Raw genomic sequence first — 26807 nt, 5'->3', positions numbered from 1 at the left:
AAGGGCTTTACAATGATAATGCACTGTACAAAAATACAGTTGTTTTCACAATGCGTAACATGAGGCGCACACGGATGAAAGTTGAAATCATCATCGACCGCAAGCATCAGGTATCCCAGAGCATCATGGATGCCCTTTATCAGGCGCTGCTCACCCGGCTGGGAGAGCACTATCCCGACGTACAGGTCAGGGTCGCGGCCGGCAGTGCCATGGCCATGAACGTGACCCGTGCCAGCCGTGAGGAAAAAGAGGAGGTCGAGGCGCTGGTGCAGTCGGTGTGGGAGGATGCCGACAGTTGGATGCCGGAAGAGGAGTCCGCCGCCTGAGGTGACCCCATAAAGCGGGGCCTTGGGCCCCGCTTTATGCTCGGTGTGGGGGTGCCGCGATCGGCCCCGCCATGGGCGGCTGCGGGGCGAGCAAGGCGCTTGCTTAAGCGCTTTGGCAACTGGCCGGTCTCTCCATATCGAGGTAACACGCCACTCCCCACCCTGAGTCAGCCGCGGCTGGCGGGTTGCTCACAACCCGGCCCACTGGCGCAGACTCCCTTCGTTGACCCGGCGCGGCGCATCGCGCATCTCACCTTGCTGGCGCAGCCGGGCCAAGATGGCGGGCAGGGCTGCCCGCACTTCGCGTTCGTTCATGCCGCTACGCATCCCTGGGGAGTAGAGCATACGGATAAGCAGGTAGTCGAGCGGGCTGAGGAAGTGATCGATGCTGCGGTCATTGAAGATGGAGGGGAAGACCCGATCCGAATCGTTGGGTAGCCCCATCACCTGAGTCAGCTCCTCGACCACGCAGTCGAGCAATTTCCCCTTGTCGCGGGCCTGATCGGTGGGGATGAGGACGGTAGCGCGGACGATCCCCTGCTGGCCTCGGCTGCTAAAGTGGCCGAGGCAGAGCCCATTTTGACGTGCGGCCTGCACATCGGCGCTATCGCCCATCCGCCGCTCAATCCAGCTCCCCATCTGCGCTTGGCGCGTCATCACCACCACCAGATTGGCGGCCGCCTCATGTTGTACCGGTTGTATTGAAAGGTCGGTCAGGCGTGCCAGATGAGTCATCTGTACCGTTACCAGCTCGCGCTGCTGCGCCTTATCACCGCTCTGATTGACCAGAAAATAACGCAGCGGCTGCTCCCAGCGGGTGAGTGTCGCGTCCTGGCCGGGCTGGTATTCACGGCCGAGGGCACTGGTGATGAAGCTCTCGGTCAGATAGGCATCACGTTGCCAGCGCTCGGCGGCCAGTGATGCTTGCAGCAGCAGGGGAAAGAGCAGCAGCCAACGCAAAAGGGGCACGGATCACTCCTTGTCGAGATCACGCCAGGTGAGCCACAGGCGCATGTCAAATTCCCACTGATGATAGTGCGGACACATGTGGCAGCACAGTTGGTAGAAGGCCTTGTTGTGATCCTTTTCGCGCAGGTGGGCCAGCTCGTGCACCACGATCATCTCGAGAAACTCAGGAGGCGCCTCCTTGAACAGGGCGGCGATACGGATCTCGTTCTTGGCCTTGAGCCGGCTTCCCTGCACCCGGCTGACATAGCTGTGCAGCCCGAGGGCATCCTTGATGATGTTGATCTTACCGTCGAACACCACCTTGGAGAGGGGGGAGGAGCTTTTCAGGTAGCGGGCCTTGAGATCCATGGTGTAGTCGCGCAGGGCTGCGTCGCTCTGGGTGGTGTGGCGCTGGGGATAGCGTTTAGCCAGCAGGGGGCCGAGGCGCTGCTCGCGGATCAGGGTGCGTACCTGCTCGAGCAGGTGGTCGGGGTAGCCGCTCAGATAGGGCAACTGCATAAGGGTCTCCTCAAGCAAGGGGCCACCGGATGGTGGCCCCTGTGGATTTAGCGGCGACGGTAGAGGCCGTCGGCGACCTGCTCGTAGTGATCCAGCAGGTAGAGATAGAAGGCCTGGGTCGAGGGGGGTTGCTTTTGCAAGCTGGCGATCATCTCGTTAAAGCGTGCCTGCTTGCCGATGATGAACTTCGGCTGCTGGCGCTTGAGACTCTCCAAGGTGCGTTCGCGCACGTCATAGGGGGGATTGACGTTGGCAAAGAAGAGATAGGGCGAGGCCGGGGTGCGATCGGTCCAGAGGTAGTACTGAGGCCAGATCCCATCGACCCAGAGGGTGTCGCCGGGCTGACTCTCGGCCAGCACTCGATCGACGCGCAGTTGGGCCGCCGGATTGAACGGGCGCCCCATCTCGGTGCCGTCCCAGGCGTTGTCGATCATCACGATCAGCATGGCCAAGGTCGCCAGCCAAGGGGTGAGGCTGCGTACATCCCAGGCGCGCCACAGTGGCACCAGCACCAATACCGGCAGAGCCCACAGCAGGCTGGTACCCAGCACCTCGCGCACCCGCTCCAGTGACCACTCCTTGGTGCTCCAACCAAAGCCGAGCTGCTGGGCCAGCAGCCAAGCGGCGGTGAGGATCACGCTGCCGACACAGAGCAGGGCCAGGGCATCGCCTTGCTCCTTGCTGCGATCCAGCAGGCAGGCGAGCGGCAGCAGGCCCAGTTGCAGATAGAGCACGTCGTAGTGATCGAACACATGGCCCGAGACCGAGTTGGCGATCAGGGTGAACACCACCCCGAGCAGGGTGGCGGACAGTACCGGCAGGCTCCAGTGCCAGTTGCGCGCCAGCAATACCAGCACGAAGGCCGGCAGCAGCATGACAAGGCCGGTGCGAAACAGCCCGACGGCGCCGACCGCCAGCGAGGTGCCATTGCCGTAGCTCCCCTCGAAGAAGATGGAGAAGGAGTAGTAGACGAACTCATCGAGCACGCCGTAGTGGCGGAAGTAGGCGAGCAGCGGGGCGCCCACCAGCGCCAGGCATCCTAGGCTCGAGAGCAGCAGCAGCAGGGCACTGCGCCACTGGTTGTGGATGATCCACAGCACAAACAGGGTCAGATACCAGCCTCCCCACAGGGCGCCGTTGTTCATCCGCATCCAGGCCACGATGGCGAAGGTGAGGCCGGCCACCAGCGCCGGGAAGAGGCGAAAGCGTCCGTCGAGCAGCAGGGTGATGAAGGCCCACTGGCCGATGAGGGCGAGGTGGAAGGTCCAGTCTTCGGTCATGTTGCCGTAGTAATAGCGGGTGCCGTAGAGCGCCAAGATGGCAAGCAGGCTGCCAAGGCGAGTCCGGGTCGAGAGTTCGAGCTGTGCTAAGGCATGCCAGCTCGCCAGCAGGCCGAGCCAGCAGGCGAGCCACTCCAACCCCCAGATGCCACGAAAGCCGCCCAGCAGATAACCGAGGGCATCGATGGCGAAGATCATCGGCCCCTTGATGTCGATCATGTCGCGATAGAGCACGCCACCGTCGGCCCACATCTTGCCCATGACGGCGAACAGGGAGGCATCAAACCCCGGTGCCATGGCATAGACCAGCGGGTTACGCAGGCAAAAGAGCAGCGCCAGCAGGGCGGTCAGTATGATCACCGAGGGTGGCAGAAAAGGGTAGTGACGGGGCGGCGCGAGGCGCATCGGACGGTTCATCGGCAAAAAGGCGGTACGGATGGACAAGGTGCCGCTATCTTGCCCATCCCTGCCCCGGGAGACAATGGGGCCGCCGTGATTTCTTTACTTTTCAGGCGCGCCGGGGTTGGTAGTGTCCGAGCGGGGGGCGGGCGGTCAGGCTGCCCTGATGGCGGGCCCAGCGCACGAACGCATCGGCCAGGGTCAGCCCCAGCTCGCGGCGCGGGTGCGAGAGGGTGCGTCGCAGCGCCATGTAGCCCTCTTTGCCGGCCGCCGTATAGGCGCTCGACACGCCGCGATAGCGCGCCTGGGGGGCCACGTTTTCCCACTGGCCGGGCGCGGCCTCCCAGCGCAGATGGGTGATGCGGCGGCCAAGCGGCGCGTCGGCGTCATAGCGGTAGTCGAGGCCGGCCACATAGGGGAAGCTGCCGCTGCCGTTGCCGACCACGCCGTTGTCGGTGGCGTTGTTGATGGCCCCCTCTAGGGCATCGATCAGCTCCTGGCCATACACCTCGTAGAGGATGAGCGGGATGGCGAAGGGGAGCAGGCGCCCGGCGATGTCGGCCTCGGTGATGGGGCCTGCCTCTAGCGAGCAGCGCACACCACCGGCGTTGTGCAGGGCGAAATCGACCCGGCCGACCTGCTCGCGGGTACTCCAGCGCATCGCTTCGGCCACCAGCGGGGCCAGCTCGCTGCCATGGGGATGCTGGGCATCGGGCAGGCGCTGATGGTGCAGCGGGGCGGGCAGGGTGGCGATGGAGTGGCTCGCCATCTGGCTCAGCACGGGGCGATAGTGGTGCGCCAGGTGTTGCTCCAGGGTGGGCTCGGGGGCGATGGCCGTCAGGGCCGGCAGCTCGGCCACCGCCTCCCAGAGCAGCCATTCGGTGCGGCCATCGGCCTCGATAGCCCGGCCCGTGTCGTCAAACAGCAGGCGACAGACGCCGAGGGTCTGGGCACTGTGGCCGGCGTGAAACAGCGGTACGCCGGCGTGCCATAACGGATAGGGTTCGCTGTGGCTGATCCCGAGATGGGAGAGATCCCCAAGCAGGCTGTGGGTGTGGCCGCCGACAATCAGGCTCAGTTGGGGAAAACGCTCGGCCAGCTTCTTGTCTTGCTCTATCCCTAGGTGGCTCAACAGAATGATGTGGCGAATGCCGGCCCGTTGGATGGCCGCGAGGGTCTGCGCCAGCGTCTCTTCCACCGGCAGGAAGCGGGTGTGAAGATCCGGGTTGGCGATGTCGGCCATCTGGGAGAGGGTAATGCCAAGCAGGGCGAAGCGGGTACCGCCGAGGTTTTTCTCCAGCCAGGGGCGTTCGGCATCGAACAGGTTGGGCAGGCCGCGCAGCGGCGCCTGGGCATCGCTCGGCTCGTGGCGGCTGTCGAGGTTGGCGGCCAGCACCGGAAAGGGGACGGCGCGGATGAAGTCGCGCAGGGCCTCGTTGCCAAGATCAAACTCGTGGTTGCCGATCACCATGGCATCGGGGGCGAGTTGACCGAGCAAGGTGGCGTTGGCCCGCTCTTTGAACCGGTTGAAATAGAGCGAACCTTGGAACGTATCTCCGGCGTGCAGGAAGAGGTGGGGGATCGCGCAGGCCTGTGCCTCGGCCCGTAGCTGGGCAAGGCGGGTCGCTATTCTGGGATAGCCGCCGCACTCGCGCATCACACTCTGGCCATCCGGCGTCAGCAGGCGCAGCGGCGCCCCGTCGAAATGGGAGTGGCAATCGCTCATGTGAGCGAGATGAAGGGCTACAGGCATGGGCCTCCTTCGTCGATGCAGCAGGAAAGGGAGGCAAGTCTAACGCAAGGGCAGGGGGGAGGGCCAGCTTCGGCTGACCCTCATCGGGTTTAGAGCGGAACCATGATCTGGGTCGCCAGGATCACCACCAGCAGGCCGACTGCCACCGGCAGCGAGGTGCGCTTGACCACCTCGAACGGGGAGAGGTTGGCCATCCCTGAGCAGGCCACCACCACGCCGGAAACTGGCGAGACGGTGCGCCCCAGATTGGAGGCCTGTAGCATGGGGATCACCAGGTAGGCGGGGTTGATGCCAAGGCTGGTGGCCAGGCTTGGGATCAGCTCGACGAAGGCGTAGAAGGGGGCATTGCCCGAGCCGGTGGTGAAGGCGGCAAGGGTGGTGATCACCACCAGGGCCAGCATCATGATCATGGCGCCGGAGCCGAAGCTCTGGGCCTGGGCCAGCAGGGTATCGATAAAGCCGATGGTCATCAGGCCTTGGGCAAATACGCCAGCACCGACCAGCAGCATCACCACGCCGGCGAAGGCGTCGGCCATGTGACGCCAGCACACCTGCAAGCCGTCGAGCAGTAACCGGCCACTGCGAAGGCGCAGCAGCTCAAGCAGGCAGACCAGCACCATACAGATGACGATGATGGTGACGATGTCGAGCTGGGGACCCCATTTGCCATCGAAGATCAGCACCCCGATGATGGGGGTGAAAGGGAGGATGGCGTAGAAGGCGGGCGCCGTGGTCTTGAGCTCACTCGGCGCCACCGGCTCATTGTGCTCACCGGCGCGGCGATCCAGGTAACGCTGCCAGAAGAAGTGGGTCACCGCCATGCAGGCGATGGCGAGCAGGGAGATGGGCAGGGTCAGGCGAAAGGCAAAGTCGAGCAGCTCCATGTTGGCGGCCTGGGCGGCCATGACCACGTCCCCCGAGGTGGGGGCGAGGATGATGGCGGCCGGTGAGGCACACACGGCGGCGGCCGCGCCGCGCGAGATCCCCATGTTGACCATCAGCGGGAACAGGGTCGCCATCAGCAGTACACCGAGTCCGGTGGCTGAGCTGACGGCCAGCGACATGGCACAGGCGACCAGGTAGGCCGCCACCAGCAAGAGGTAGGGCGATCGAATGATGCGCAGTGGCCGGCTGGCCAGCTTGACCAGGATGTCGTTGGCGCCGATGTGGCCCATGTAGCCGGCAAAACCGCACAGCACCATGATCAGCATACCGAGTCCACCGCCCCGATCGTTGAGCAGGAAACGGACGTATTCGAAGATATCGGTGGCGAGATAACCGGTGCTGGCCACCTTGGCCGGCAGAATGGGACGACCCATCAGGGCGGTGATGGCCAGCAATAGCAGGCCCCCGCCGAGCAGCACGCCGGTGGCGGAGTAGCCTTTGAAGATGGCCCGGCCCACCAGCAGGGTGACCAGGGTGCCGATAAGCAGTGAGAGCATAGGAAAATCCTGTCAGAAAGGAGTCGGATGATTCTATGACGCTGTCGCCGATCCGGCGAGAATAAAGCGGGCCTATTTTGATTCAGCGCAGAATTTCTTGAGAATCATCGTATTGCGCTCACAATGCGGGGGACGTAGGGTGGTTATCATGAGGGTGAGATGTTGCCAAGCCGGAGGCCGAGAATGAAGAAAACAGGATACTGGTTGGGAGCATGGCTCCTGCTAGGAGCCCTGCCGGCTCAGGGCGCGATGGTGCAAAGTGAATCCTCCGTTCAGGTCAATTTCTACCCCATTACGGCGGCCACGGCGCGGCAGTGGCTACCGGCTCTGGGGATCCGCGCCCCATTGGTGGGGGATGTCAGGGTGCTGGGCAAAGCCTCTTACCGGCTTGACTGGCAGTTGGATCTTGAGCCCAGCGCGCAGGGGTGTCGGCTGCGGCAGGTGACCACTCGTCTGAAAGGGGAGGTTGCGCTGCCACGCTGGTATGAGCTGGAGACGGCCAGTGCCCACGAGCGGCGTGACTGGTATGCCCTGCTGGGGGCGCTGGCCGATTATGAAGGGGCGCAGCGGCGGTTGGTTCAGGATGGGGCTTGGCAGATCGGTTACGCCATCGCGGCGTTGCCAACGGCCGTCAGTTGCCCAGCGCTGCAAGAGGCCGCCTGGCAACAGGGCCAGCAGGAGCTCAAGCGAGTGCAAAAGGCGCTGAACGTTCAGGCCGAGCAGAGCGGCCATGGCCGCCGCTTCGGGGCGATCTGGCCACAGTAAGGCCCACCCGCCTGGATAAAAAAAGAGCGCCTGATGGCGCTCTTTTTGGTGGGATCAGGAGAGGGGTTTTCCCTTGATCAGTTTGCGCACCCAGTAGCGAGCCGGGTGCAGCGCGTTAAGGAGATCGCGGGATAACCCGATCGGCTCGCCACAGATCTCGGCGGCGAGCAGCTCACCACACAGGGGGGCAGAGCAGAGGCCGCGTGAGCCCAGCGCCCCGATAACGAACAGGCCAGGCCAGGTCGGCAATGGCCACTCTGGCTCGTCGGCATGTTCGCGCCATTGCGCCTCAAGGCGGTCAAGCCGTGCGAGCGGCCCCACGACCGGGAGGTGATCGCGGCTGGCGCTGCGCACCCCGACGCGGGCGTCGCCATCGGAGAGATCGACCCGCTGTGGCCAGCTCTGATCAGGCAGGCAGGCGATCAGGCGCTCCCGGTTGTCGGCCTGCTCCTCGGCGCGGTAGGTGAGGTCGGTCTGATTGCGGCCATAGCTGGCACCGATGCAGTGGCGCCCGGCATGGGCCGGAGTCAGGTAGCCGTCGTAGCAGAGCACTTGCTTGAGCGGGGCCAGCTCGGGGTTGCTTCTGGCGTGGCTCACCTGGCCGCGCACCGGATAGAGCGGCAGCTCGGCAAAGGGCAGTAGCTCCGGCAGGCGGTGGCCGGCGGCGACCACCAAGTTAGGCGCCTGCCAGCGTCCAGCGGGCCCCTCGGCAATCCATTGCTCACCCTCTTCGCGCACGGTCGTGACGGCGACCTGGTAATGACAGGTCAGCCGGCCTGTCGCGGCCGCCTCTGCCAGGGCGGCTCGGGTCAGATCGGCCGGACAGAGCCAGCCTCCTTGCGGGTAGCTGACCCCGTCACAGCCGGTGGCTAGGCCCACCTGGGCCTGCATCTGCTCGGCCGTTGTCCGCTGCACCAATTCAGGCGGGAAGGGGCCGGTCAGCATCTTGGCCAGCTTCTGGGCGGACTTCTCATCGTAACCCAGTTGCGTCACGCCGCAGAGATCGAAGGCAATGTGGTGGTGCTCGGCCAGATCATGCAGACGGGCGCGGGCAAACGGGAAGGCGGCGGCATAAAAGCGCGATAGCGTATCGTGTTCGCCGCCAAGGAGGGGATAGAGCGCCCCCTGGCGGTTGCCGGAGGCGCCCGCTGCCGGCGCCGCGTCGGCGCAAAGCAAGGTGACGTTTCTGCCGCGCCGGACCAAGGCGAGGGCCGTCATGGCGGATGCAATACCACCGCCCACTATGATGATCTCGCCTTCACGACCCGCCGGGCGGGGATAGCCGCGCTGCATGCCCGGTTCGGGCTGCTTATCTTGGCGCTGGCCAATCAGCATCTCGCGCTTGCTGCCATAGCCTTTTACCTTTTGCATGGCCCAACCGGCGTCAATCAGGCCACGACGCACAAAGCCGGCACAGGTGAAGGTGGCGAGGGTGGCGCTGCACCGAGCCAGACGAGCCAGCCCGGCAAAGAGCTCAGGCGTCCACATCTGCGGGTTCTTGGCTGGCGCGAAACCGTCGAGAAACCAGGCATCCACCATGCCTTCGGCCCCGTGGGGCACTAGGGGCAGGCAATCTTGAATGTCACCAAACCAGAGATCCAGGGTGATCCGTCCTGCATCAAATTGCAGGCGATGGCAGCCGGGTAGGGCCTGCGGCCACTGCGCGACCAAGGATGAGCTGAAATCGGCCAGCTCGGGCCAAGCGGCCAATGCCTGGCTGAGATCGCGCCGGGTGAGGGGGAATTTCTCGAAACTGGTGAAATGCAGCCGACGCGCCCCTTCATGGCTGGCGGCGAGATGGGTCGCAAAGGCCTGCCAACTGGCGAGAAAATTGAGTCCGGTGCCAAAACCTGTCTCGGCGATGACGAAAAGATCGCGATCGTGGTGCGAAAATCGTTCAGGTAACCGATTTTGCTGCAAAAATACGTAGCGGGTTTCGTTCAGCCCATTATCATTGGAAAAGTAAACATCCCCGAACTCGCTGGAGACTGGCGTGCCCGCCTCATTCCACTCCAGTTGGGCATGATGTAGTGATGTTTGGCTCACGTTGACTCCAACTCCCGTCACAAAACGCGGGCATTCTACGTGAAAGCAGACCAGTTTGGCAGCCGAAAGCGGGTAGACTCGGTGCCAGTATTACCAGACGAGATGGATTAATGAGAAGAGCAGTGATCACCGGTATCGGCGTCATCTCCAGTATCGGCAACAATAAGGAAGAAGTACTGGCCTCCCTGAAAGCAGGCAAGTCCGGGATTACCTATTCCGAGCAGTTTGAGCAGTACAACCTGCGCAGCCGTGTCTGGGGAAACATCAAACTCGAGCCGTCTGAACTGATCGACCGTAAAGTCATGCGTTTCATGGGTGACGCCGCGGCCTACGCCTACCTCTCCATGCAGCAGGCTATCGAAGATGCGGGCCTGCCGGAGGAGATGGTCTCCAACGAGCGCACTGGTATCGTCACCGGTTCCGGCGGCGCCTCCGGTAAGAACACCTCGGAGTCTGCGGACATCGCCCGTGAGAAGGGCGTCAAGCGCGTGGGGCCCTACATGGTGCCGCGCACCATGTCCTCCACCACCTCCGCCTGCCTCGCCACCCCGTTCAAGATCAAGGGGGTTAACTACACCATCAGCTCCGCCTGCGCCACCTCTGCCCACTGCATTGGTCATGCGCTTGAGCTGATCCAGCTTGGCAAGCAGGACATCATCTTTGCCGGCGGCGGTGAGGAGCTGGACTGGTCTTCCACTATCCAGTTCGACGCCATGGGCGCGCTCTCCACCAAGTACAACGACAACCCGGAAAAAGCCTCCCGTACCTATGACGCGGATCGCGATGGTTTCGTCATCTCCGGTGGCGGTGGCATCGTGGTGGTCGAGGAGCTGGAACACGCTCTGGCCCGTGGTGCTCACATCTACGCCGAGATCACCGGTTACGGTGCTACTTCCGATGGCTATGACATGGTGGCCCCGAGCGGTGAAGGCGCCGTGCGTTGCATGAAGATGGCGATGCAGGGGGTTGGCAAGGTGGACTACATCAATACCCACGGCACCTCCACCCCGGTCGGTGACACCAAGGAGCTGGAAGCTATCCAGACCCTGTTTGGCAGCAATGCGCCCAAGCTCTCCGCCACCAAGGCGATGACCGGCCATGCCCTGGGCGCCGCCGGCGTACACGAGGCCGTCTACTCCCTGCTGATGATGGAACACGGCTTCATCGCCCCCAGCATCAACATCGAGAATCTGGACGAGAAGGCCGTGGGTCTGCCCATCGTGCGCGAGTACGAGGCTGCCGATCTCAATACCGTCATGTCCAACAGCTTCGGCTTTGGCGGTACCAACGCCTCCTTGGTGTTCAGCAAGTTCAAGGGCTGATGAGCTTCGAATAGAAAAGGGCGCCTTCGGGCGCCCTTTTTGTTGTCACTGCGAGGGTCAGGCAGGCTCGGCAGTGCCAAGCCAGCGCTTCATAAACTGGGCTCCCGGGCCATATTCGCGCAGGCATTTGCTGGTGGGTGAGGGGGCAAATCCCTGGCGCAGCCAGTAGGCGGGGGCATCCTGCACCGCGACTAATGCCACCTCTTCATAGCCGTCCTGTCTGGCGTAATTGAGCGCGGTGTCGATGAGACGTTGGCCGATGCCAAGACCACGCGCGTTCGGCGAGATGGCCAGATCGTGCATATAGAAGAGTTCGTCCCCTTCGAGGTGGGTCAGCGCAGTAGAGAGTGAAGGGGGGGGGGCCATCGTGCCAGGGATGGCAGAGCAGGTAGCCGAGCACTTCCCGCGCATGCTCGGCCACCCAGCAGGTTGCGGGGGAGAGCTGCACTTTGTTGCGCAGGGCATCGAGGGGTTCCGGGGTCAGGGCGTGGTAGCATTGCGCCTGAATGCGCAGGATGGCGCTCCAGTCATCGTGCTGGATATTCCGTATCAAGACAGTCATTTTCCCTAAATTCTGCTGTTAAAAACACCAGTTATCGGTGCATGTTAACAAAATAGGGCAGAAAAGATAAGGGGCCGGAAGGCCCCTTATCTTTCGATGCTTAGTCGAGGAATTCACACAGGTACGCTGTGGCCTGTTTGACCTCCAGCTTGAAGGAGGAGTGACCAGGCACTTGGAAGGCCTGGCCAGCTTGATAGGTGTGCCACTCATCTTCATCCTTGAGCTGGATGGTCAACGCACCTTTGACGACCGTCATGCGCTCGGGGGCGGCGGTATTGAATTCATAATGGCCTGCGGCCATCACGCCGACGGTGGCCTTATCGCCCTTGTGCTCGAAACCGATAGACTTTACGTTTCCGTCAAAATACTCGTTGCTTTTCAACATCTTCTCGTCCTTGTAGCTGAGTGCTGTGGGCAAATTAGCATGCCATGGCGCCGTTTGTCATGGGGAATTTGCAGGGGGCTGCGTCCCCTGCGGTCGCACTATCAACATAAGGTGGGTTATCAATAGTGGAGGTGATGGTAACCCCCATTTAAAACGAGATTTAAATGTGAGATAAAACGTGCCCGCAGGGCTATGAACAGGAGTTGGTGGCCCTGTTTGGTCAAACATGTTGCACGTCTGTGCATGAAAAACTAATAAGGAAACTCTGTGTTGACAAAAGGATTCGTGAAAAATATTGGCTTTCAGGTCATGGTTGCCATGGTGCTGGGGGCGGCGGTTGGTGCGCTCATGGGTGAGCAAGCAGCGTCTTTGCACCGCTCGGTACCCTGTTTATTCAACTCATCAAGATGCTGGTGATCCCGCTGGTGGCGGTTGCCATCATTTCCGGTGCCGCTAATTTGGGGGCCAGTCCGGCAGCCGGCAAGATAGGTATCACCACCTTGGTCTTCTTCCTGGCCACTTCCGCCCTTGCTGTGCTGCTGGCACTGGTGATGGGTAAGCTGTTCCAGCCTGGGGTCGGCGTCGATCTCAGCAGTGTTGAGGGGATGTTCTCCGGCGACTACTCCGACAAGGGGGCGCTGCCCGATGCCGTCTCGACCCTGCTTGGCATGATCCCCACCAACGTGTTCCAGTCGCTCAATGAGGCGAACATCCTGCAGATCCTGGTGTTCTGCCTGTTCCTCGGGATTGCGATTGCCAAGCAGCCACGCGAGAAGTCCAAGCCGCTGGTCGATGGACTCAACACCCTGGTCGATGCCTTCGTGTGGATGATCAACAAGGTGATGCTGATTGCTCCTCTCGGGGTGTTCGGTCTGATGGCCGATGCCATCGGCACCTATGGTTTTGATGTGTTGACTGTGGTGATGAAGCTGTTTGTGGTCTACGTGGCGGCCATTCTCATCTATGGCTTCGTGGTCTACCCGGCGCTGGTCATGCTGTTTTCCAACACACCGGTGCTGCGTTACATGAGTGCGATGAAGAAGGCGCAGGTCGTGGCCTTCTCGACCGCCTCTTCCATGGCCACGCTGCCCGTTAACATGGAAGTGGTGGAAAAAGAGCTGAAAGTGACCAACGCTACCGCCTCGTTTGTGCTGCCCCTTGGCGCCACCATCAACATGAGCGGTAACGCCATCTATTACGGTCTGGTTGCCATCTTCTTTGCCCAGGTCTTCCAGATCGATCTGAGCATGGGAGCATGGGCTGCGATCATCATCACCTCGACCTTGGGGGCCATTGGTCAGGCCGGGGTGCCGGGGCCGACCTTCCTGGTGGTGGCGGTGCTGCTGGCGGCTGGTATTCCCATCGAGGGATTGCCGCTACTGTTCGCCCTCGATCGTATCTTCGACATGGTGCGCACTGCTCTTAACATTACTGGTGATGCGGCCTGCGCCATCATCGTCGATAAATACAGCCCGGATTACGATCCTGAGCGCTGGACCAAGTCGGCATGATAAGACACAGATAATGAGAAGGGGCCTTAAGGCCCCTTCTTTTTTGCCTCGGCATCACGGCCCAGTGCCCCTAGCGCTTCACGGCAGCGCTGCTCGGCGGCCTCCAGCTCCAGCAGCACGATGCGGATATCTTCCATCTGCTGCTCAAGGCTATCGCGACGCTCGTCAATCAGCGCCAACATGGTGGTGAGCTGGGAGTGACTGCTGCGATCGGCATCATAGAGATCAAACAGCTCGCGGATCTCAGCCAGGCTAAAACCCAGCCGTTTACCGCGCAGGGTGAGCTTGAGGCGAACCCGATCCTGACGGCTGTAGATGCGGGTTTGCCCGCGTCGGGTGGGGTGCAGCAGCCCCTGATCCTCGTAGAAACGGATGCTACGGGTGGTAACATCAAACTCCCGCGCCAGATCGCTGATGCTGTAGGTGTGTTGATCTTCCTTGTTTCCCATGCTCATTCCACGTGCTGTCCATCGTGCATGGCACCTTACCCAAACCCTTACAGGGGTGCAACCGGTTGTCTTGCAAGGGAGAAGTGATAATGTTGTGAAAATGTAAACAAGGAGGGGCTGTCATGGACGTGGTGATTGTCGAGGCGCTGCGCACGCCGATGGGCAGCTTTATGGGGGGGCTGGCGACGGTCAGTGCGCCGCAGCTTGGCGCTTGTGTGGTGGCTGAGCTGCTGGCTCGCAGCGGCGTTGCGCCGGCGGATGTTGACGAGCTCTACATGGGAAATGTGCTGCCAGCTGGCGTGGGGCAGGCGCCGGCACGTCAGGCTGCGCTGTTGGGAGGGCTTGATCACCGCGTGCCGTGCACCACGATCAACAAGGTGTGTGGCTCGGGGATGAAGAGCGTCATGCTGGCCGCCAGCCAGCTGCGGCAGGGCGAGGGGCGGGTGATGATAGCGGGGGGCATGGAGAGCATGAGCCGCGCTCCCTATCTCATCGATAAGGCTCGCTCAGGACTGCGTATGGGTCACCATAGCCTGCTCGATCACATGTTTCTCGACGGGTTGCAAGATGCCTACGAGGGACAATTGATGGGCCACTATGCCCAGAAGATGGCGGAGCGGCATGGTCTGACTCGCAAAGCCATGGATGAGTACGCCATCACCTCACTGGAGCGTGCCCGAGCGGCTATCGACAGTGGCGGATTCGTGCGAGAGCTGGTGCCGGTCAAGGCAAAATATCCGTGTTTGCTCGCGGTAGATGAACAGCCTGGGCGAGCCTGCATCGACAAGATAGCCCAGTTGAAACCGGCGTTTGGCGAAGGGGGAACCATCACGGCAGCCAATGCTAGCTCAATTTCAGATGGGGCAGCAGGGCTGCTGCTGATGTGTCGGGATGAGGCGCTGCGACGTGGCTTGAGACCTCTTGCTCTTATCCGTGGTTACGCCAGCTATGCAGCCGCGCCGGCCGATTTTACCACCGCGCCTATCGGGGCGGTGAATATGCTGCTCGATCGCCTCCATTGGCGTGTGGATGAGGTGGATCTGTTCGAGGTCAACGAGGCCTTTGCCATGGTTGCCATGCTGGCGATGCAGGGGCTCGGAATACGCCATGAGCAACTTAATGTGAATGGGGGGGCGTGTGCCCTCGGGCATCCCCTTGGGGCCAGCGGGGCTCGCATCCTGGTGACATTGACCCACGCCCTGCGGGCGCGGGGGTTACGCCGTGGAGTCGCGACGCTCTGCATCGGTGGGGGAGAGGCGACGGCGATTGCCGTGGAGTGTGAATAAGGTCGGGAGGCCGTCAAACATCAATCGACTCGTGTGAATGCCGCGCTCGCGATACCGAGCAAATCAAAAGGCGCCCGTAGGCGCCTTTGTGTATCGATGATGAGATTAAAACATCATGTTGAATTGGGCTGAGGCGAGGAACGCGTCGCCATGAGAGGAGCCCTGCCAGCGCGGCTCGCCCTCGTGAGTGATCATGCCCTCGTTGACCTTGACCTCTTTGCCATCGATGTACGTCATACCGAAATCGATGCTCATGTTCTGGTCGATATGATAGGTGGCACCGGCGCTGTACCAGACTCGATCTGAATCGGGGATGCTCAGGCTGCGATACTCGGAGCGGATCGGCGTGGTGTCATAGGCAAGACCGATGCGGGCCTCCCAGCTCGGATTGACGTACCAGGTTCCACCGATGGAGTAACGCCAACTGTCTTTGAAGTTCTCTTCCTTAAGCAGGCAGACACCATTGGCGCAGTCGTTGCTGGTGGCGCGCAGCTCATTGAAGGCGCTCCAGTCGGTCCAGTTGACCGAGTAGTGCACAGCAAAGTGAGGATCGATGCGGTGGTAGGCCGCAAACTCCGCCATCGCGGGCAGTTCAAGGTTCAGGGAGCCATCCACCTTCTGCATGCCGGAAGAGGTGCCCTTGTAGTCACCCTTGAACTTGATGTCGACTTTGGAGCGGTAGGTCAAGGCGACGCGGTGGTCTTGATTGAACTCATAGAGCATGCCAGCGTTCCAACCAAAGCCCCAGTCATCGCCCTTAAGATGGCTGACGTTGGTATTGGCAGGGATGGGCTGGCCAGCCAGTGCCGGCAGAACACCGGCATAGCGGTTGAGTTCTGCTTCGGCATAAACCAGGTTCAGACCGGCACCCAGACTGAAACCAGGGGCGACGCGATAAGCCAGGTTCGGGTTGATATTGAAGGTGGTCAGTTCGGTACTACCGCCAACGGTGCCGGCGTTGTAATTGCTGGGGTACTCGGTCGAGAGGCCATAGTTGGTGAACATGGCCAGGCCCCACACCAGATCGTCCTTGATCGGCTGGATAAAATAGGCTGCCGGGACGAAGGCATCAGGGGCGATGTTACTGCGACTGGCCTTAGCCAGCGGCATGCCACCATAGGTCACATCACCATCTACATCGACATCCGGGCGGATATAGGTTCCCGCGATGGACAGGGCCATCTTGTCGAAGCGAGTCATGGCGGCAGGGTTGCGAGCCAGCACCGATGCGTTGTCGGCAATGGCCGCCTCACCGGCATAGGCACGCCCCAGACCGGAGGCCGAATGTTCGTTCAGCTGAAAGGCCGCAGAGTGGGCCTGGCTGCTGGCCAGTGCAATGGCGACGGTGAGGATGCTCTTCTTGAAAAAGGCAGTAGTCATAGTGTTCTCTCTTATTTGGGGATCTTTCGCTGCCAGATGGTGGCTTGATCCACTGTTTTTTCAGCTTCTTCCATAATTACCGGCATGATTCTATGGATCTGGTAAGAGGTAAGAAATCAGACCAGTAGTGAGAGAATACACAAAAGATAATTAAATGTTAATGGTTTGTTTTGTGTTGTGCTATTAACGAGCGAAACGCGCGTTATCTCAGCATGTTGGCCAATAAATGACAGATGTTTTTTCCTCTGCCACCAGCCGCTGTTTGACTCAGTGACAGCCAAACAGCGGCTGGTCAGCAAAATTGAGTGGCATCGACAGTACCGGTTGCACGAAGTGGGCAAGCGCGCCCGAGCGGCGGCTGGCCTGTTCCAGTTTACGGTGATCCAGACAAACGCCTGCCGGTAACCAGCTTATCACTGCACTGAAACAACCATTCCCTAAGCTGGTTTCGAGGGTGCGTTGCCAATCCTTAATCCTGGACTCACCGATGACCAGCACATAGCGTGGATCAATGCCCTTGCTATGCAGCGTCTTGGCACTGACGCCCCCCGGCGGGGCGATCAGCAGAACCCACCCTTTCTTTTTATGGCTGATGTCGGCAAGGCGGGGCAGAAGATTATCCGTGCCGCGCAGTTGTTCCGGTTGCTGGGAGAGGCAGTATTGATGAAGCGGCCATTGTGGATGCATCGCGGGTGACTCCTTGCTCGACATGGGGGATATCATGGGTGCAAAAGCACTGTATGCGCATACAGTACATGGCTGTATTCACTTGTGCAACAGGTTCTGTTCTGGGAGAGGCAAGGTGGACAGGGGTATGCTTTGTGCTCACTCTTTACCTGTCATCATCAAAGAGGGAGAAACATCATGGATGCCAGCCAACTGCAACGTATCGACGTCAACATCCTGCTCGGTATTGTCAATGAGAAACTCCGGCTCGAATGCGATTCCTTGGCCGAGTTGCAGGCGTACTACGGACTGGATCAAGGGGAACTCTCCGAGCGCCTCTTAGCCAGCGGCTATCGATATGACCCCCTGAACAATCAATTCAAGAGCCTGTGAACGACGTGAAATCGCTTTCTTAATGAGGGGTTTGAGCTATTAATTTGGCAAAACCAATAAAAGTGAAAATCATGAAAACCTATTCACCCGCAGCACGACCTTGATTGCGTTTATCTGTATGATAAATATCAATAAAAATTTCTAAGTGTTGCGCTGAAAAAGAAAGGGTTTTCATTATTTAAAAGGCATTTTAAGCCGCCAAAGTGTGACTTTGGTTCACTTTTATTGTGTTTTGTTTCGATACTATCCTCACTACGCGTGGCATCCATGATAATTACAGTTTTCCCACAGCGGGACAGGCCACTCAGTTTCAGTAACGAAGGAATAAGGTTATGGCAAGCAAGAAGAAGACCGACATTGCACTGGATAAGGAGCAACTGAAGGCGAGCATTGTGCATCACCTTCGCTCCACCCTGGGCACCTGCGAAGAAAAGGCTTCTCAAGAATCCTGGTGGAAGGCGACGGCTGCGGCGGTCAATGAACAGGTGTACGAGCGTCTGACCCGTACCCAGCAGACTCACCGCAAGCAAGACACCCGCGCAATTCATTACCTGTCGGCCGAGTTCCTGATGGGGCGGCTGACTTCCAACAACCTGCACAACCTCTCTCTCTATAAGGTGTGTGATGAGGCGCTGCGCGAGCTTGGCCTGGATCTGGCTGATCTGTGCGAATGCGAAGCGGACATGGCGCTGGGTAATGGTGGCCTCGGCCGTCTGGCCGCCTGCTTCATTGACTCGCTGGCGACCCTGAACTATCCGGCCATCGGTTATGGCCTCCACTATGAGCACGGCCTGTTCCGTCAAGAGATCAAGGATGGCCGTCAGATCGAGCGTCCGGACTCCTGGCGCGAATATGGTAACCCCTGGGAAATCTGCCGCCCCGAATCGGTGCAGGAGATCCCGCTCTACGGTTACGTTGAAACCGTCTTTAGCGAAGATGGCTCCATGAAGAAGGTCTGGCACGCTGGTCGTAAGATCAAGGGTGTGCCCTGGGATATCCCGGTCGTTGGTTTTGGCGGCTCCACCGTCAACATCCTGCGTCTGTGGGAATCGCGTGCCTCCGAGTTCTTTGACTGGGACGTGTTTAACGCCGGTGGCTATGTCGATTCGCAAGCCGAAAAGGCGCAGGCAGAGACCATCTCCAAGGTGCTCTACCCCAACGATGAGACTGAAGCCGGTAAGGAACTGCGCCTTATCCAGCAGTATTTCTTCTGCGCCTGCTCGATCAAGGACATCATGCGCCGCTACAAGCGTGCCCATGGCAGTGACTTCAGCACCTTCGCCAGCCAGGTCGCCATTCAGCTCAACGATACCCACCCGACCGTGGCTATCCCCGAACTGATGCGTGTGCTGCTGGACGAAGAGGGGCTCAACTGGGATCAGGCCTGGGAGATCTGCTATCAGGTCTTCGCCTATACCAACCACACCCTGCTGCCGGAAGCGTTGGAGAAGTGGGCTGTGTATCTCTTCGAGCGCGTTCTGCCGCGTCACCTTGAGATCATCTATGAGATCAACCGCCGCTTCCTCTCCGAGAAGGTCGAGGCCGTATGGCCGGGTGATGACGCCATCAAGGCCAAGCTCTCCATCATCGAAGAGGGTGATCAGCGCAAGGTGCGCATGGGTAACCTGTGCGTGATCGGCTCTAACAAGGTCAACGGTGTGGCCGAAGTCCACTCCCGTCTGGTGCAGGAGGACTTGTTCCCCGAATTCGCCCAGATTTGGCCGAACAAGTTCTGCAACGTGACCAACGGTGTGACTCCGCGTCGCTGGCTGCTGGCCTGTAACCCTGAGCTTGCCTCTTTGTATGACGAAGTCGTGGGCAAGGAGTGGCCGCTCAAGCTGGATCTGCTGCGTGGCGTTCTCAAGATGGCCGACGACAAGGCATTCCAGAAGCAGTTCATGAGCATCAAGCGCCGCAACAAGGAGAAGCTGGTCAAGGTTATCAAGGCCGAAACCGGGATCGATGTTAGCGCCGAGGCGATCTTCGACATTCAGATCAAGCGCCTGCACGAGTACAAGCGTCAGCAGCTCAACCTGCTGCACATCATGGCTCTGTACCGCCGTCTGCTGGCCGATCCGGACTATGACATGCACCCGCGTGTGTTCATCTTCGGCTCCAAGGCAGCGCCGGGTTACAAGCTGGCCAAGGACATCATCTACGCCATCAACAAGGTGGCCGAGCGAGTCAACAGTGATGCGCGCATCAAGGACAAGCTCAAGGTGGTGTTCATGCCCAACTACCGCGTCAGCCTGGCAGAGAAGCTGATCCCGGCCGCCGATGTCTCCGAGCAGATCTCCACTGCCGGTTATGAGGCCTCCGGTACCGGCAACATGAAGCTGGCCCTGAACGGTGCCCTGACCATCGGGACGCTGGATGGCGCCAACATCGAGATCGCGGAAGAGGCAGGTGAAGAGCACTGCGCCATCTTCGGTCTGACCGTGGATGAGGTGAAGGCCATGAAGGCGCGCGGTTACAACCCGTACGACTTCTACTACGGTAACTCCGAGATCAAGGCGGTGCTGGACTGGTTCGATACCGACTACTTCACGCCGGGTCGTCCGGGCGAGCTCTCCTCCATCAAGCGCGCACTGCTTGAAGGTGGTGACACCTACTTGGCACTGGCTGACTTCGACTCTTACTCCGAAGCGCACAAGAAGCTGGATGCCTGGTATCGTGACCCTGAGCTGTGGGCCAAGAAGGCCATCATCAACTCGGCAACCATGGGCAAGTTCAACTCTGACCGCTCCATCCAGGATTACGTGGATCAGATCTGGAGCCTCAAGAGCTGCAAGGTAGACTGAGCGCAACGCTAAATTCAAACCCCGCCATCAGGCGGGGTTTTTTTATGCGCCGTTTTCGTGTGATGGGTGGGCCACGTCGCCATGCCCAACGAGGCGATTCAAGGAGAAAGCCTATCCCTGTGCGGGTTACTGTGGCGCCCTCATCGGAGCCGGCCTGTGGCTTGGCGATCGCAACGGCATGGGGCACGAAGAGAAGATGAAGACACGGCAAGGATAGGGGGGTAAGAGGGCCGGCTAACGAGCAGAGCGGCCGGCCTTTATCACCAGGGCAGGGAAGGGGACAAAGAAAAAGGGCCCCGCAGGGCCCTGATCCGCAAGGTGTTAGAGCAGTATGTTACCAACGAAGTAGGCGAGCAGGGTCAGGATCACGGTAAAGACCAGGTTCAATACCAGCCCTGCGCGCATCATCTCGCGCTGCTTGATGTGACCACTGGCAAAGACAATCGCGTTCGGCGGGGTGGCCACCGGCAACATGAAGGCGCAGGAGGCGCCAACGGCGATCAGCACCGAGATGACGATCGGGGAGACCCCCAGCGCCTCGGCAACCCCGGCAAACAGCGGCACCAACAGGGCGGCGGTAGCGGTGTTGGAGACCAGTTCGGTCAGGAAGACCACGAAGGCCGTGAGACAAAGCAGGATGATAAACAGCGGCATACCCGACAAGGTGCCCGAGAGGTGCTCAGCCAGGAAGGCGTTGGCACCGGTCTGCTTGAGAATGGCGCTCAAGGTCAGGCCACCACCAAACAGCATCAGCACACCCCAGTCGGTGTTTTGGTTAATGTCATCCCAAGTGGCGACCCGGCTCACCGCAATGGCCAGTATGGCGCCCATGGCGATCAGGGTATCGAGCTGGGCTATCCCCCCTAAGGCTTGCGAGATAGGCTGCGAGCCAATCCACAGCAGCACAGTGGTCAGGAAGATAGCCAGGGTGACCTTGCGCTGCCCCGTCCAACGGATGGAGACCGCTTCACTCTTGACCTGGTGGGACAGGTTGGGGCGCATGACCAGATAGAGTAATCCAATGCCGACCGGCATGAAGATAAGCACAACCGGAATACCGAACTTGAGCCAGTCGGTGAATCCAAGGCCCATCTGGGCGGCGGCAATGGCGTTAGGTGGGCTGCCCACCAGGGTACCGATGCCACCAATGCTGGCACTGTAGGCCACACCGAGCAGGACAAAGACCAAGGTGCGGCGCTCCTTGTGGATGTCCAGCCCTTTGAGCATCCCCAGGGCCAGCGGCATCATCATGGCGGCGGTGGCGGTGTTGCTGATCCACATGGAGAGCGCCGCCGTGATGGTGAAAAGGACGATGGCACCCCAGCCGAGGTGCCCCTTGGCCAGTTGCATCACCTTGGCGGCAATCTGGGTATCGAGCCCTTGTTTGGAGAGAGCGGCCGCCAGCGCAAAACCACCGAAGAAGAGGAACAAGACCGGGTTGGCAAAATCGGTGAGCGACTTGCTCATCTCGAACACCCCGAGCAGGGTGGCCAGCACTGGAATGGCGAGGGCGGTGATGGTGATATGCACCGCCTCGGTCAGCCAGAGCACGGCGATGAAGATGAGGATGGCTAGCCCCTTGTTGACGTTGGCATCGAAAGGAAGCCAGGCCAGCAGGGCAGCCAATAGCAGGAGATCGGCAATCAGTATGCCGGACTTGATGTCCAGCCACTGGCGAGGAGCTTGCGGTGCAAGCGGGTCGGGCTGAAGTTTAGGTTGTGTTTGCACGTTCATGGCCTCGGTAGGTTTTTGGTTGTTGTTGTGTTACCGATGCTACGTGATTGTTCTAGCGTGGAGGTAGTCTGTTACGTTTAAAACATGCCGCGACTCACAGTAATCTCCCTTTCTACAGCTGGCCGACCTAGCTCGGCCAGCATAATCTGTTTAAGCGCCAGTCAATTCCAGCAGCCACTCCTTAAACAGTGAAGGGGGCAGTGAGCCACTGCGCTGGGCCAGCATTTGCCCCGAACGAAACACCATCAGGGTCGGAATACTGCGAATGGCGAAGCGGGCGGCCAGTGCTTGCTGCTGCTCGGTATCGAGCTTGGCAAAGCGGATCTTGGGCTCCAGCTCGTGGGCCATCTGAGTGAAGACGGGGGCAAACTGCATGCAGGGGCCGCACCAACTGGCCCAAAAATCGATCACCACGGGAATGTCAGAGGCGATCAGCGTATCGATATTTTCGGCTGTCACGGTGAGGGGGGTATGGCTGGCCAGCGGCTGGTGGCAGCGGCCGCAACGCGCCTCATCGGGGGCCTTGTCGGTCGGCAGGCGGTTCTTGGCCAGGCAGTGGCTGCAATAGGTGATCATAAAGAAGGCTCCTATGGAACTGACGAGACGGCAGCATAACATGCACCCGCGTTCTCCCCCAGCCGGGGGCCATGCAATAAATGCGACGGCTTTTTGTTTATCCCTCGTTACAATGGCGCCACCGCCTTCATCTCCCGAGGAGTACTCGTGTCTGTCTTCTTCCGGCTCGGCTGGTTTTTCCGTGAACAGTGGCGACGCTACCTGACTGCCATCGTATTGTTGATGGCGGTGGCTGGCCTGACCGCCATTCCACCCAAGGTGGTGGGCTCAGTGGTCGACTGGGTTGCCAGCGGCGAGCAGGCCGAGCGGTTGCCCGGCGCCCTCGGTCTGCTGCTGGTGTTGGGGCTGCTTATCTATCTGCTGCGCTATGTCTGGCGGGTGATGCTGTTTGGCTCCTCCTATCGGCTGGCCTTCGTGCTGCGCAATCGGCTGTTTAGCCATTTTGCGGCCATGAGCCCTGACTTCTATCGCCGGCATCGCACCGGCGATCTGATGGCCCACGCCACCAACGATATTCAGGCCGTCGAGATGACGGCCGGCGAAGGGGTGTTGACCCTGGTGGACTCCTTCATCGTGGGTCTGCTGGTGCTGACCATCATGTGCACCCAGTACTCCTGGCAACTGACCCTGCTGGCGCTGCTGCCACTGCCCATCATGGCACTGTGTATGAATCGCTTTGGCAAGCAGATTTATAAGGAGTTCAAGCAGGCACAGGCGGCGTTTTCGCGGCTCAATGACAAGACCCAGGAGGCCCTCTCCGGGGTGCGGGTGCTCAAATCCTACGCGGTGGAGACGCTCGAGGATCAGGCCTTTGCCGAGCTGACCCGCCAAGCGGGGGAGCGCAACATGGCGGTGGCCCGCATCGATGCCAAGTTTGATCCGGTGATCTACCTCTGTATCGGCGGCTCGTACTTTCTGGCGGTGGCCGGAGGCAGCGTGCTGGTGCTGCGCGGCGCACTGACCCTGGGGGAGCTGACCAGCTTTACCATGTATCTTGGCCAGCTCATCTGGCCCATGTTTGCCATCGCCTGGCTGTTTAACATCATCGAGCGCGGCAGCGCCGCCTATTCGCGCATCGAGTCGTTGCTGGCAGAGCAAGGCGCCATCCGTGAGCCCGATACGCCGCTGCCCTTTTCGGCGGCGCTGCCACTGCAACTGGCGCAGATCGCCTGGCAACTGGAGGGGCGAAGGCTGTTGCATGACATCTCTTTTACGCTCACCGCCGGCGAGATGCTGGGGATTGTCGGGCGTACCGGCGCGGGCAAGAGCGCCTTGCTCAAGCTGCTGATGCGTTATTCCGACCCGGATGAGGGGAGCATCACTATGGGTGGGCAGCCGCTCCAGCGGTTGGCCCTGAGTGAGTTGCGCCGTCAGTACGCCTATGTGCCACAGGAGCCGTTTCTCTTCTCCACAACCATCGCCGCCAACATCGCGCTAGGGCGACCGCTGGCGAGCCAGGCGGAGATTGAACGGGTGGCCAGGGTGGCCTGCGTTCACGACGACATCGTGCGTTTTCCTAACGGTTATGCCACCGAGGTTGGCGAGAAGGGGGTGACCCTCTCTGGCGGGCAGAAGCAGCGCATCGCCATCGCCCGCGCCCTGCTGCTCGATGCCCCGATTTTGCTGCTCGACGATGCGCTCTCGGCTGTGGATGCGCACACCGAGCAGGCCATCTTGCGCGCGCTGGGGCAAGAGCGGCGCACCTTGATTGTCGCCTCGCACCGCATGACGGCGGTTGAGCAGGCCGGTGAAATTCTGGTGCTCGAGGGGGGGGGCGTGCGCGAGCGAGGCGATCACGACAGCTTGATGGCGCAAGGGGGATGGTACTCAGAGATGGTGCGTTACCAGCGTCTTGAGCAGGATGTGAAGGAGGGGCTGTGAATCCGACCGTTCAACGTCTATTGACCTATGCCATGGCGCATCGGGGCTGGCTGCTGCGCGGGCTGGGGTGGCTGCTGCTGGCCACCATGGCTGAGGTGGCGGGGCCGCTGCTCATCAAGATCTTTATCGACGACCATCTGGCGGTGCGCAACATGGTGCCGGGCGCCGTGCTGGCTCTGGCCGCCGGTTACCTCGGCCTGCAACTGCTCTCTGCCCTGGGGTTTTACCGCCAGTCGTTGCTGTTTAATCGGATTGCCCAGTCCGTGGTGCAGCGGCTGCGGGAGCAGGTCTTCTCCACCGCCATTCGTTTGCCGGCCAGTTACTTCGATCGCCACCGCTCTGGCGCGCTCATCTCGCGCATCACCAACGACACCGAGGCGATCATGAGCCTCTACGTGCAGGTGATCGGCCAGCTGGTGCAAAAGTGTGTGCTGCTGCTTGGCATCCTCTGCTCGATGGCGCTGCTCGATCTGCACCTGATGCTGGTGTGTGCCATGTTACTGCCGGCCGTGCTGGCGGTGATGTGGCTCTATCAGCGATTGAGTGTGCCGGTGGTGCGCACCACCCGTAGCCTGCTTTCCGAGATCAACAGCCGTCTCAACGAGTCGTTGCAGGGGATGGCGGTGATCCAGGCCATGGTGCAGGAGCGGCGCTTTGCCGAGGAGTTCTCTGCCGTTAATGGCGAGCACTGGGCGACCCGGATCCGCGGGCTCAAGATCAACGGGCTGCTACTGCGCCCGCTTATCGATCTCTTTTATATGTTGGTGCTGATCGGCCTGCTGGCCATCTATGCCAGAGAAAGTGGCCAGAGCAGCCCGATCCAGGTAGGGGTGCTCTACGCCTTCATCAGTTATCTGGGGCGGATGATCGAGCCCATCATCGAGATGACCAACCAGCTCGGCCAGTTGCAACAGTCCATGGTGGCCGGTGAGCGAGTCTTCTCATTGCTAGACGAGCCGCGCGAGAGCACGCTGGGGAGCCCGCTGGCGCTGGAGGGACGGATCAGTTGCCGTGATCTGGGGTTTAGCTATGACGGTGTTCACCCCGTACTGGAGGGCGTCAGCTTTGCGGTGCGTCCCGGCCAGATGCTGGCACTGGTCGGCCATACCGGCAGTGGCAAGAGCACCATCATCAGCCTGCTGATGGGCTTCTATCCCCTGGCGCAGGGGCAGTTGTGCTTCGATGGTCACCCCATAGCGCAGTTGGGGCTGGCTAGCGTGCGCAGGCAAATAGGATTGGTGCAGCAAGATCCCTTCATCTTTGCCGGCTCCCTGGCTGATAACCTGCGTTTGGGGCGCTCCGGTATCGACGATGCGCGGCTCTGGCAGGTGCTCGAAGAGGTGCAGTTGGCGGCGTTTGTCAGGGCATTGCCGGCGGGGCTGGAGAGTGCCCTCGACGAGGGGGGCCGAAACCTCTCGGCCGGTCAGCGGCAACTGCTCTCCTTTGCCCGGGCGCTGGCTTGCGATCCGAAGATCCTCATCCTCGACGAGGCGACCGCCAGTGTGGATTCCCAGACCGAGGCCGCGCTGACCGCCGCGTTAGCCTGTGCCCGGCGTGGACGCGCCACCATAGCGGTGGCCCATCGTCTGTCGACCATTGTCGATGCCGACGAGATCCTGTTGCTCTCGCGTGGTCGGGTACAGGAGCGAGGCCGGCATGAGGCGCTGATGGCGCAAGGGGGCCATTATGCCCGTCTGTTTGAGATGCAGAGCCAAGGGGCCTGGCTGGAGCAATCGGGTGAGCCGGCCGGGCAGCGCGCCTGATACAAACGCGGGGGGCTTAGGCCCCCCTTGTTGTTGAGGGGAAGATCAACTCCCCCCATCGAACACACCCTGAGCAAACATGCGCTTACTGATACCCCGTCCTGATGGGGCGTACCGGTTGGGTGGCGGCGGTTCGCCTTCTGGCTGGTGGAAGATGGCGCAGGAGAAGAGGGGAAGACGGAGCTAAGCGCGTGTTGCCTGCAAGAGGGTGAGGCACCGAGGTGAGCGAGGGGAGAATGGATAAGTGCTCGGCGATCGAAGTGGAAGCGCCCGCCCCACCGGTTCGCTGCATGATGGCGACGAACCGATGGCGAGCGTTTCGTTGAGGTGAGCGCTTAAGGCCGGGGCTCAGGGCTTGACGACCACCTTCATGCCGTTGAAGTTGACGAGCTGCTCGGCTCTGATCTTGCCGCGCTTGCGGGTGTCGACCTGTCCATCCACCTCAACCAGTCCTTCGGCGATCAACTGCTTGGCCTGACCGCCACTGTCTGCCCACCCTTGGTGCTTGAGCAGATCGCACAGCTCGACAAAAGGGTGTCCTTCCAGATTGAAGGTTTCCATGGGGGATCTCCCGATAGTGAGAAAAACGAGGGGGCCATTCTAGGGCTGGCGCCGCCAGG

The 26807-nt window shown here is 60.6% G+C and carries 23 protein-coding genes and 1 pseudogene; 10 read left to right on the top strand and 14 right to left on the bottom strand.

What is annotated here, in order from left to right:
• Positions 1 to 74 precede the first annotated feature (74 nt).
• Positions 75 to 326 carry a DinI-like family protein gene (locus FE240_RS08520; protein WP_193004158.1) on the top strand — a complete coding sequence of 84 codons (252 nt, stop codon included), beginning with the start codon at positions 75 to 77 and terminating at the stop codon, positions 324 to 326.
• Positions 327 to 515: 189 nt separating this feature from the next.
• Here FE240_RS08520 and FE240_RS08515 read toward each other — a convergent pair whose 3' ends face one another.
• From FE240_RS08515 to dcuC, 5 genes are all read right to left on the bottom strand, one after another.
• Positions 516 to 1295, bottom strand: coding sequence for a DUF2927 domain-containing protein (locus FE240_RS08515; protein WP_193004157.1), 780 nt, complete (start codon positions 1293 to 1295; stop codon positions 516 to 518).
• 3 nt (positions 1296 to 1298) lie between these two features.
• The gene (locus FE240_RS08510) at positions 1299 to 1793 is read right to left on the bottom strand and encodes a YgjP-like metallopeptidase domain-containing protein (RefSeq protein ID WP_193004156.1); all 495 of its coding nucleotides are present in this window, start codon (positions 1791 to 1793) and stop codon (positions 1299 to 1301) included.
• Positions 1794 to 1840: 47 nt separating this feature from the next.
• On the bottom strand, positions 1841 to 3490 hold the full coding sequence (locus FE240_RS08505) for a hypothetical protein (RefSeq protein ID WP_193004499.1): 1650 nt from the start codon (positions 3488 to 3490) through the stop codon (positions 1841 to 1843).
• Between the two features lie 91 nt (positions 3491 to 3581).
• A complete protein-coding gene (locus tag FE240_RS08500; RefSeq protein WP_193004155.1) occupies positions 3582 to 5225 on the bottom strand; it encodes a bifunctional metallophosphatase/5'-nucleotidase in 1644 nt (547 codons plus the stop codon).
• Positions 5226 to 5314: 89 nt separating this feature from the next.
• Positions 5315 to 6667 carry an anaerobic C4-dicarboxylate transporter DcuC gene (gene dcuC / locus FE240_RS08495; protein WP_193004154.1) on the bottom strand — a complete coding sequence of 451 codons (1353 nt, stop codon included), beginning with the start codon at positions 6665 to 6667 and terminating at the stop codon, positions 5315 to 5317.
• A gap of 183 nt (positions 6668 to 6850) precedes the next feature.
• Here dcuC and FE240_RS08490 point away from each other — a divergent pair, with 183 nt between their 5' ends.
• Positions 6851 to 7432 carry a DUF922 domain-containing protein gene (locus FE240_RS08490; RefSeq protein WP_193004153.1) on the top strand — a complete coding sequence of 194 codons (582 nt, stop codon included), beginning with the start codon at positions 6851 to 6853 and terminating at the stop codon, positions 7430 to 7432.
• 54 nt (positions 7433 to 7486) lie between these two features.
• Here FE240_RS08490 and mnmC read toward each other — a convergent pair whose 3' ends face one another.
• The gene (mnmC, locus tag FE240_RS08485; protein WP_404800067.1) at positions 7487 to 9499 is read right to left on the bottom strand and encodes a bifunctional tRNA (5-methylaminomethyl-2-thiouridine)(34)-methyltransferase MnmD/FAD-dependent 5-carboxymethylaminomethyl-2-thiouridine(34) oxidoreductase MnmC; all 2013 of its coding nucleotides are present in this window, start codon (positions 9497 to 9499) and stop codon (positions 7487 to 7489) included.
• 89 nt (positions 9500 to 9588) lie between these two features.
• Between mnmC and fabB the strand changes: the two genes are divergently transcribed.
• Positions 9589 to 10800, top strand: coding sequence for a beta-ketoacyl-ACP synthase I (gene fabB, locus FE240_RS08480; protein WP_042045190.1), 1212 nt, complete (start codon positions 9589 to 9591; stop codon positions 10798 to 10800).
• A 57-nt stretch (positions 10801 to 10857) separates the two neighbouring features.
• On the opposite strand, the gene FE240_RS08475 is transcribed toward fabB, so the two are convergent.
• A complete protein-coding gene (locus FE240_RS08475; RefSeq protein WP_319016753.1) occupies positions 10858 to 11166 on the bottom strand; it encodes a GNAT family N-acetyltransferase in 309 nt (102 codons plus the stop codon).
• Between the two features lie 10 nt (positions 11167 to 11176).
• Here FE240_RS08475 and FE240_RS18935 point away from each other — a divergent pair, with 10 nt between their 5' ends.
• Positions 11177 to 11371: a hypothetical protein gene (locus FE240_RS18935; RefSeq protein ID WP_226799173.1), complete on the top strand. Its 195-nt coding sequence runs from the start codon at positions 11177 to 11179 to the stop codon at positions 11369 to 11371.
• A gap of 91 nt (positions 11372 to 11462) precedes the next feature.
• Here FE240_RS18935 and ppnP read toward each other — a convergent pair whose 3' ends face one another.
• On the bottom strand, positions 11463 to 11747 hold the full coding sequence (ppnP, locus tag FE240_RS08470; protein WP_042045187.1) for a pyrimidine/purine nucleoside phosphorylase: 285 nt from the start codon (positions 11745 to 11747) through the stop codon (positions 11463 to 11465).
• A gap of 267 nt (positions 11748 to 12014) precedes the next feature.
• On the opposite strand from ppnP, the pseudogene FE240_RS08465 reads away from it, so the two are divergent.
• Positions 12015 to 13258: pseudogene (locus FE240_RS08465) on the top strand (dicarboxylate/amino acid:cation symporter).
• 26 nt (positions 13259 to 13284) lie between these two features.
• Here FE240_RS08465 and FE240_RS08460 read toward each other — a convergent pair.
• A complete protein-coding gene (locus FE240_RS08460) occupies positions 13285 to 13707 on the bottom strand; it encodes a MerR family transcriptional regulator (protein ID WP_193004151.1) in 423 nt (140 codons plus the stop codon).
• A gap of 122 nt (positions 13708 to 13829) precedes the next feature.
• Here FE240_RS08460 and FE240_RS08455 point away from each other — a divergent pair, with 122 nt between their 5' ends.
• On the top strand, positions 13830 to 14993 hold the full coding sequence (locus tag FE240_RS08455; RefSeq protein WP_193004150.1) for a thiolase family protein: 1164 nt from the start codon (positions 13830 to 13832) through the stop codon (positions 14991 to 14993).
• 105 nt (positions 14994 to 15098) lie between these two features.
• Here FE240_RS08455 and FE240_RS08450 read toward each other — a convergent pair whose 3' ends face one another.
• The gene (locus FE240_RS08450) at positions 15099 to 16373 is read right to left on the bottom strand and encodes an outer membrane protein transport protein (RefSeq protein ID WP_193004149.1); all 1275 of its coding nucleotides are present in this window, start codon (positions 16371 to 16373) and stop codon (positions 15099 to 15101) included.
• A gap of 267 nt (positions 16374 to 16640) precedes the next feature.
• The gene (locus FE240_RS08445) at positions 16641 to 17060 is read right to left on the bottom strand and encodes a cell division inhibitor (RefSeq protein ID WP_193004148.1); all 420 of its coding nucleotides are present in this window, start codon (positions 17058 to 17060) and stop codon (positions 16641 to 16643) included.
• Positions 17061 to 17237: 177 nt separating this feature from the next.
• Here FE240_RS08445 and FE240_RS08440 point away from each other — a divergent pair, with 177 nt between their 5' ends.
• Both FE240_RS08440 and FE240_RS08435 read left to right on the top strand, forming a co-directional pair.
• Complete coding sequence (locus FE240_RS08440; RefSeq protein ID WP_193004147.1) at positions 17238 to 17432, top strand: DUF4250 domain-containing protein; 195 nt, start codon at positions 17238 to 17240, stop codon at positions 17430 to 17432.
• Positions 17433 to 17764: 332 nt separating this feature from the next.
• Entirely contained in the window at positions 17765 to 20233 is a 2469-nt protein-coding gene (locus FE240_RS08435) for a glycogen/starch/alpha-glucan phosphorylase (RefSeq protein WP_193004146.1), read from the top strand.
• Positions 20234 to 20554: 321 nt separating this feature from the next.
• On the opposite strand, the gene FE240_RS08430 is transcribed toward FE240_RS08435, so the two are convergent.
• Both FE240_RS08430 and trxC read right to left on the bottom strand, forming a co-directional pair.
• Entirely contained in the window at positions 20555 to 21967 is a 1413-nt protein-coding gene (locus FE240_RS08430; RefSeq protein WP_193004145.1) for an SLC13 family permease, read from the bottom strand.
• 150 nt (positions 21968 to 22117) lie between these two features.
• Complete coding sequence (gene trxC / locus FE240_RS08425) at positions 22118 to 22543, bottom strand: thioredoxin TrxC (RefSeq protein WP_226799070.1); 426 nt, start codon at positions 22541 to 22543, stop codon at positions 22118 to 22120.
• A gap of 147 nt (positions 22544 to 22690) precedes the next feature.
• On the opposite strand from trxC, the gene FE240_RS08420 reads away from it, so the two are divergent.
• Positions 22691 to 24424 carry an ABC transporter transmembrane domain-containing protein gene (locus FE240_RS08420; RefSeq protein ID WP_193004143.1) on the top strand — a complete coding sequence of 578 codons (1734 nt, stop codon included), beginning with the start codon at positions 22691 to 22693 and terminating at the stop codon, positions 24422 to 24424.
• The gene (locus FE240_RS08415) at positions 24421 to 26187 is read left to right on the top strand and encodes an ABC transporter transmembrane domain-containing protein (RefSeq protein ID WP_193004142.1); all 1767 of its coding nucleotides are present in this window, start codon (positions 24421 to 24423) and stop codon (positions 26185 to 26187) included. Before FE240_RS08420 ends, FE240_RS08415 begins: the two co-directional genes overlap by 4 nt.
• Positions 26188 to 26535: 348 nt before the next feature.
• On the opposite strand, the gene ybcJ is transcribed toward FE240_RS08415, so the two are convergent.
• Entirely contained in the window at positions 26536 to 26748 is a 213-nt protein-coding gene (gene ybcJ, locus FE240_RS08410) for a ribosome-associated protein YbcJ (protein WP_193004141.1), read from the bottom strand.
• Between the last annotated feature and the right edge of the window lie 59 nt (positions 26749 to 26807).

Source organism: Aeromonas simiae (assembly GCF_014892695.1).
Classification (GTDB): Bacteria; Pseudomonadota; Gammaproteobacteria; order Enterobacterales; family Aeromonadaceae; genus Aeromonas; species Aeromonas simiae.
Note: the sequence above shows the minus strand (reverse complement) of the source record. Positions and strands in the feature narration are given on the sequence as shown.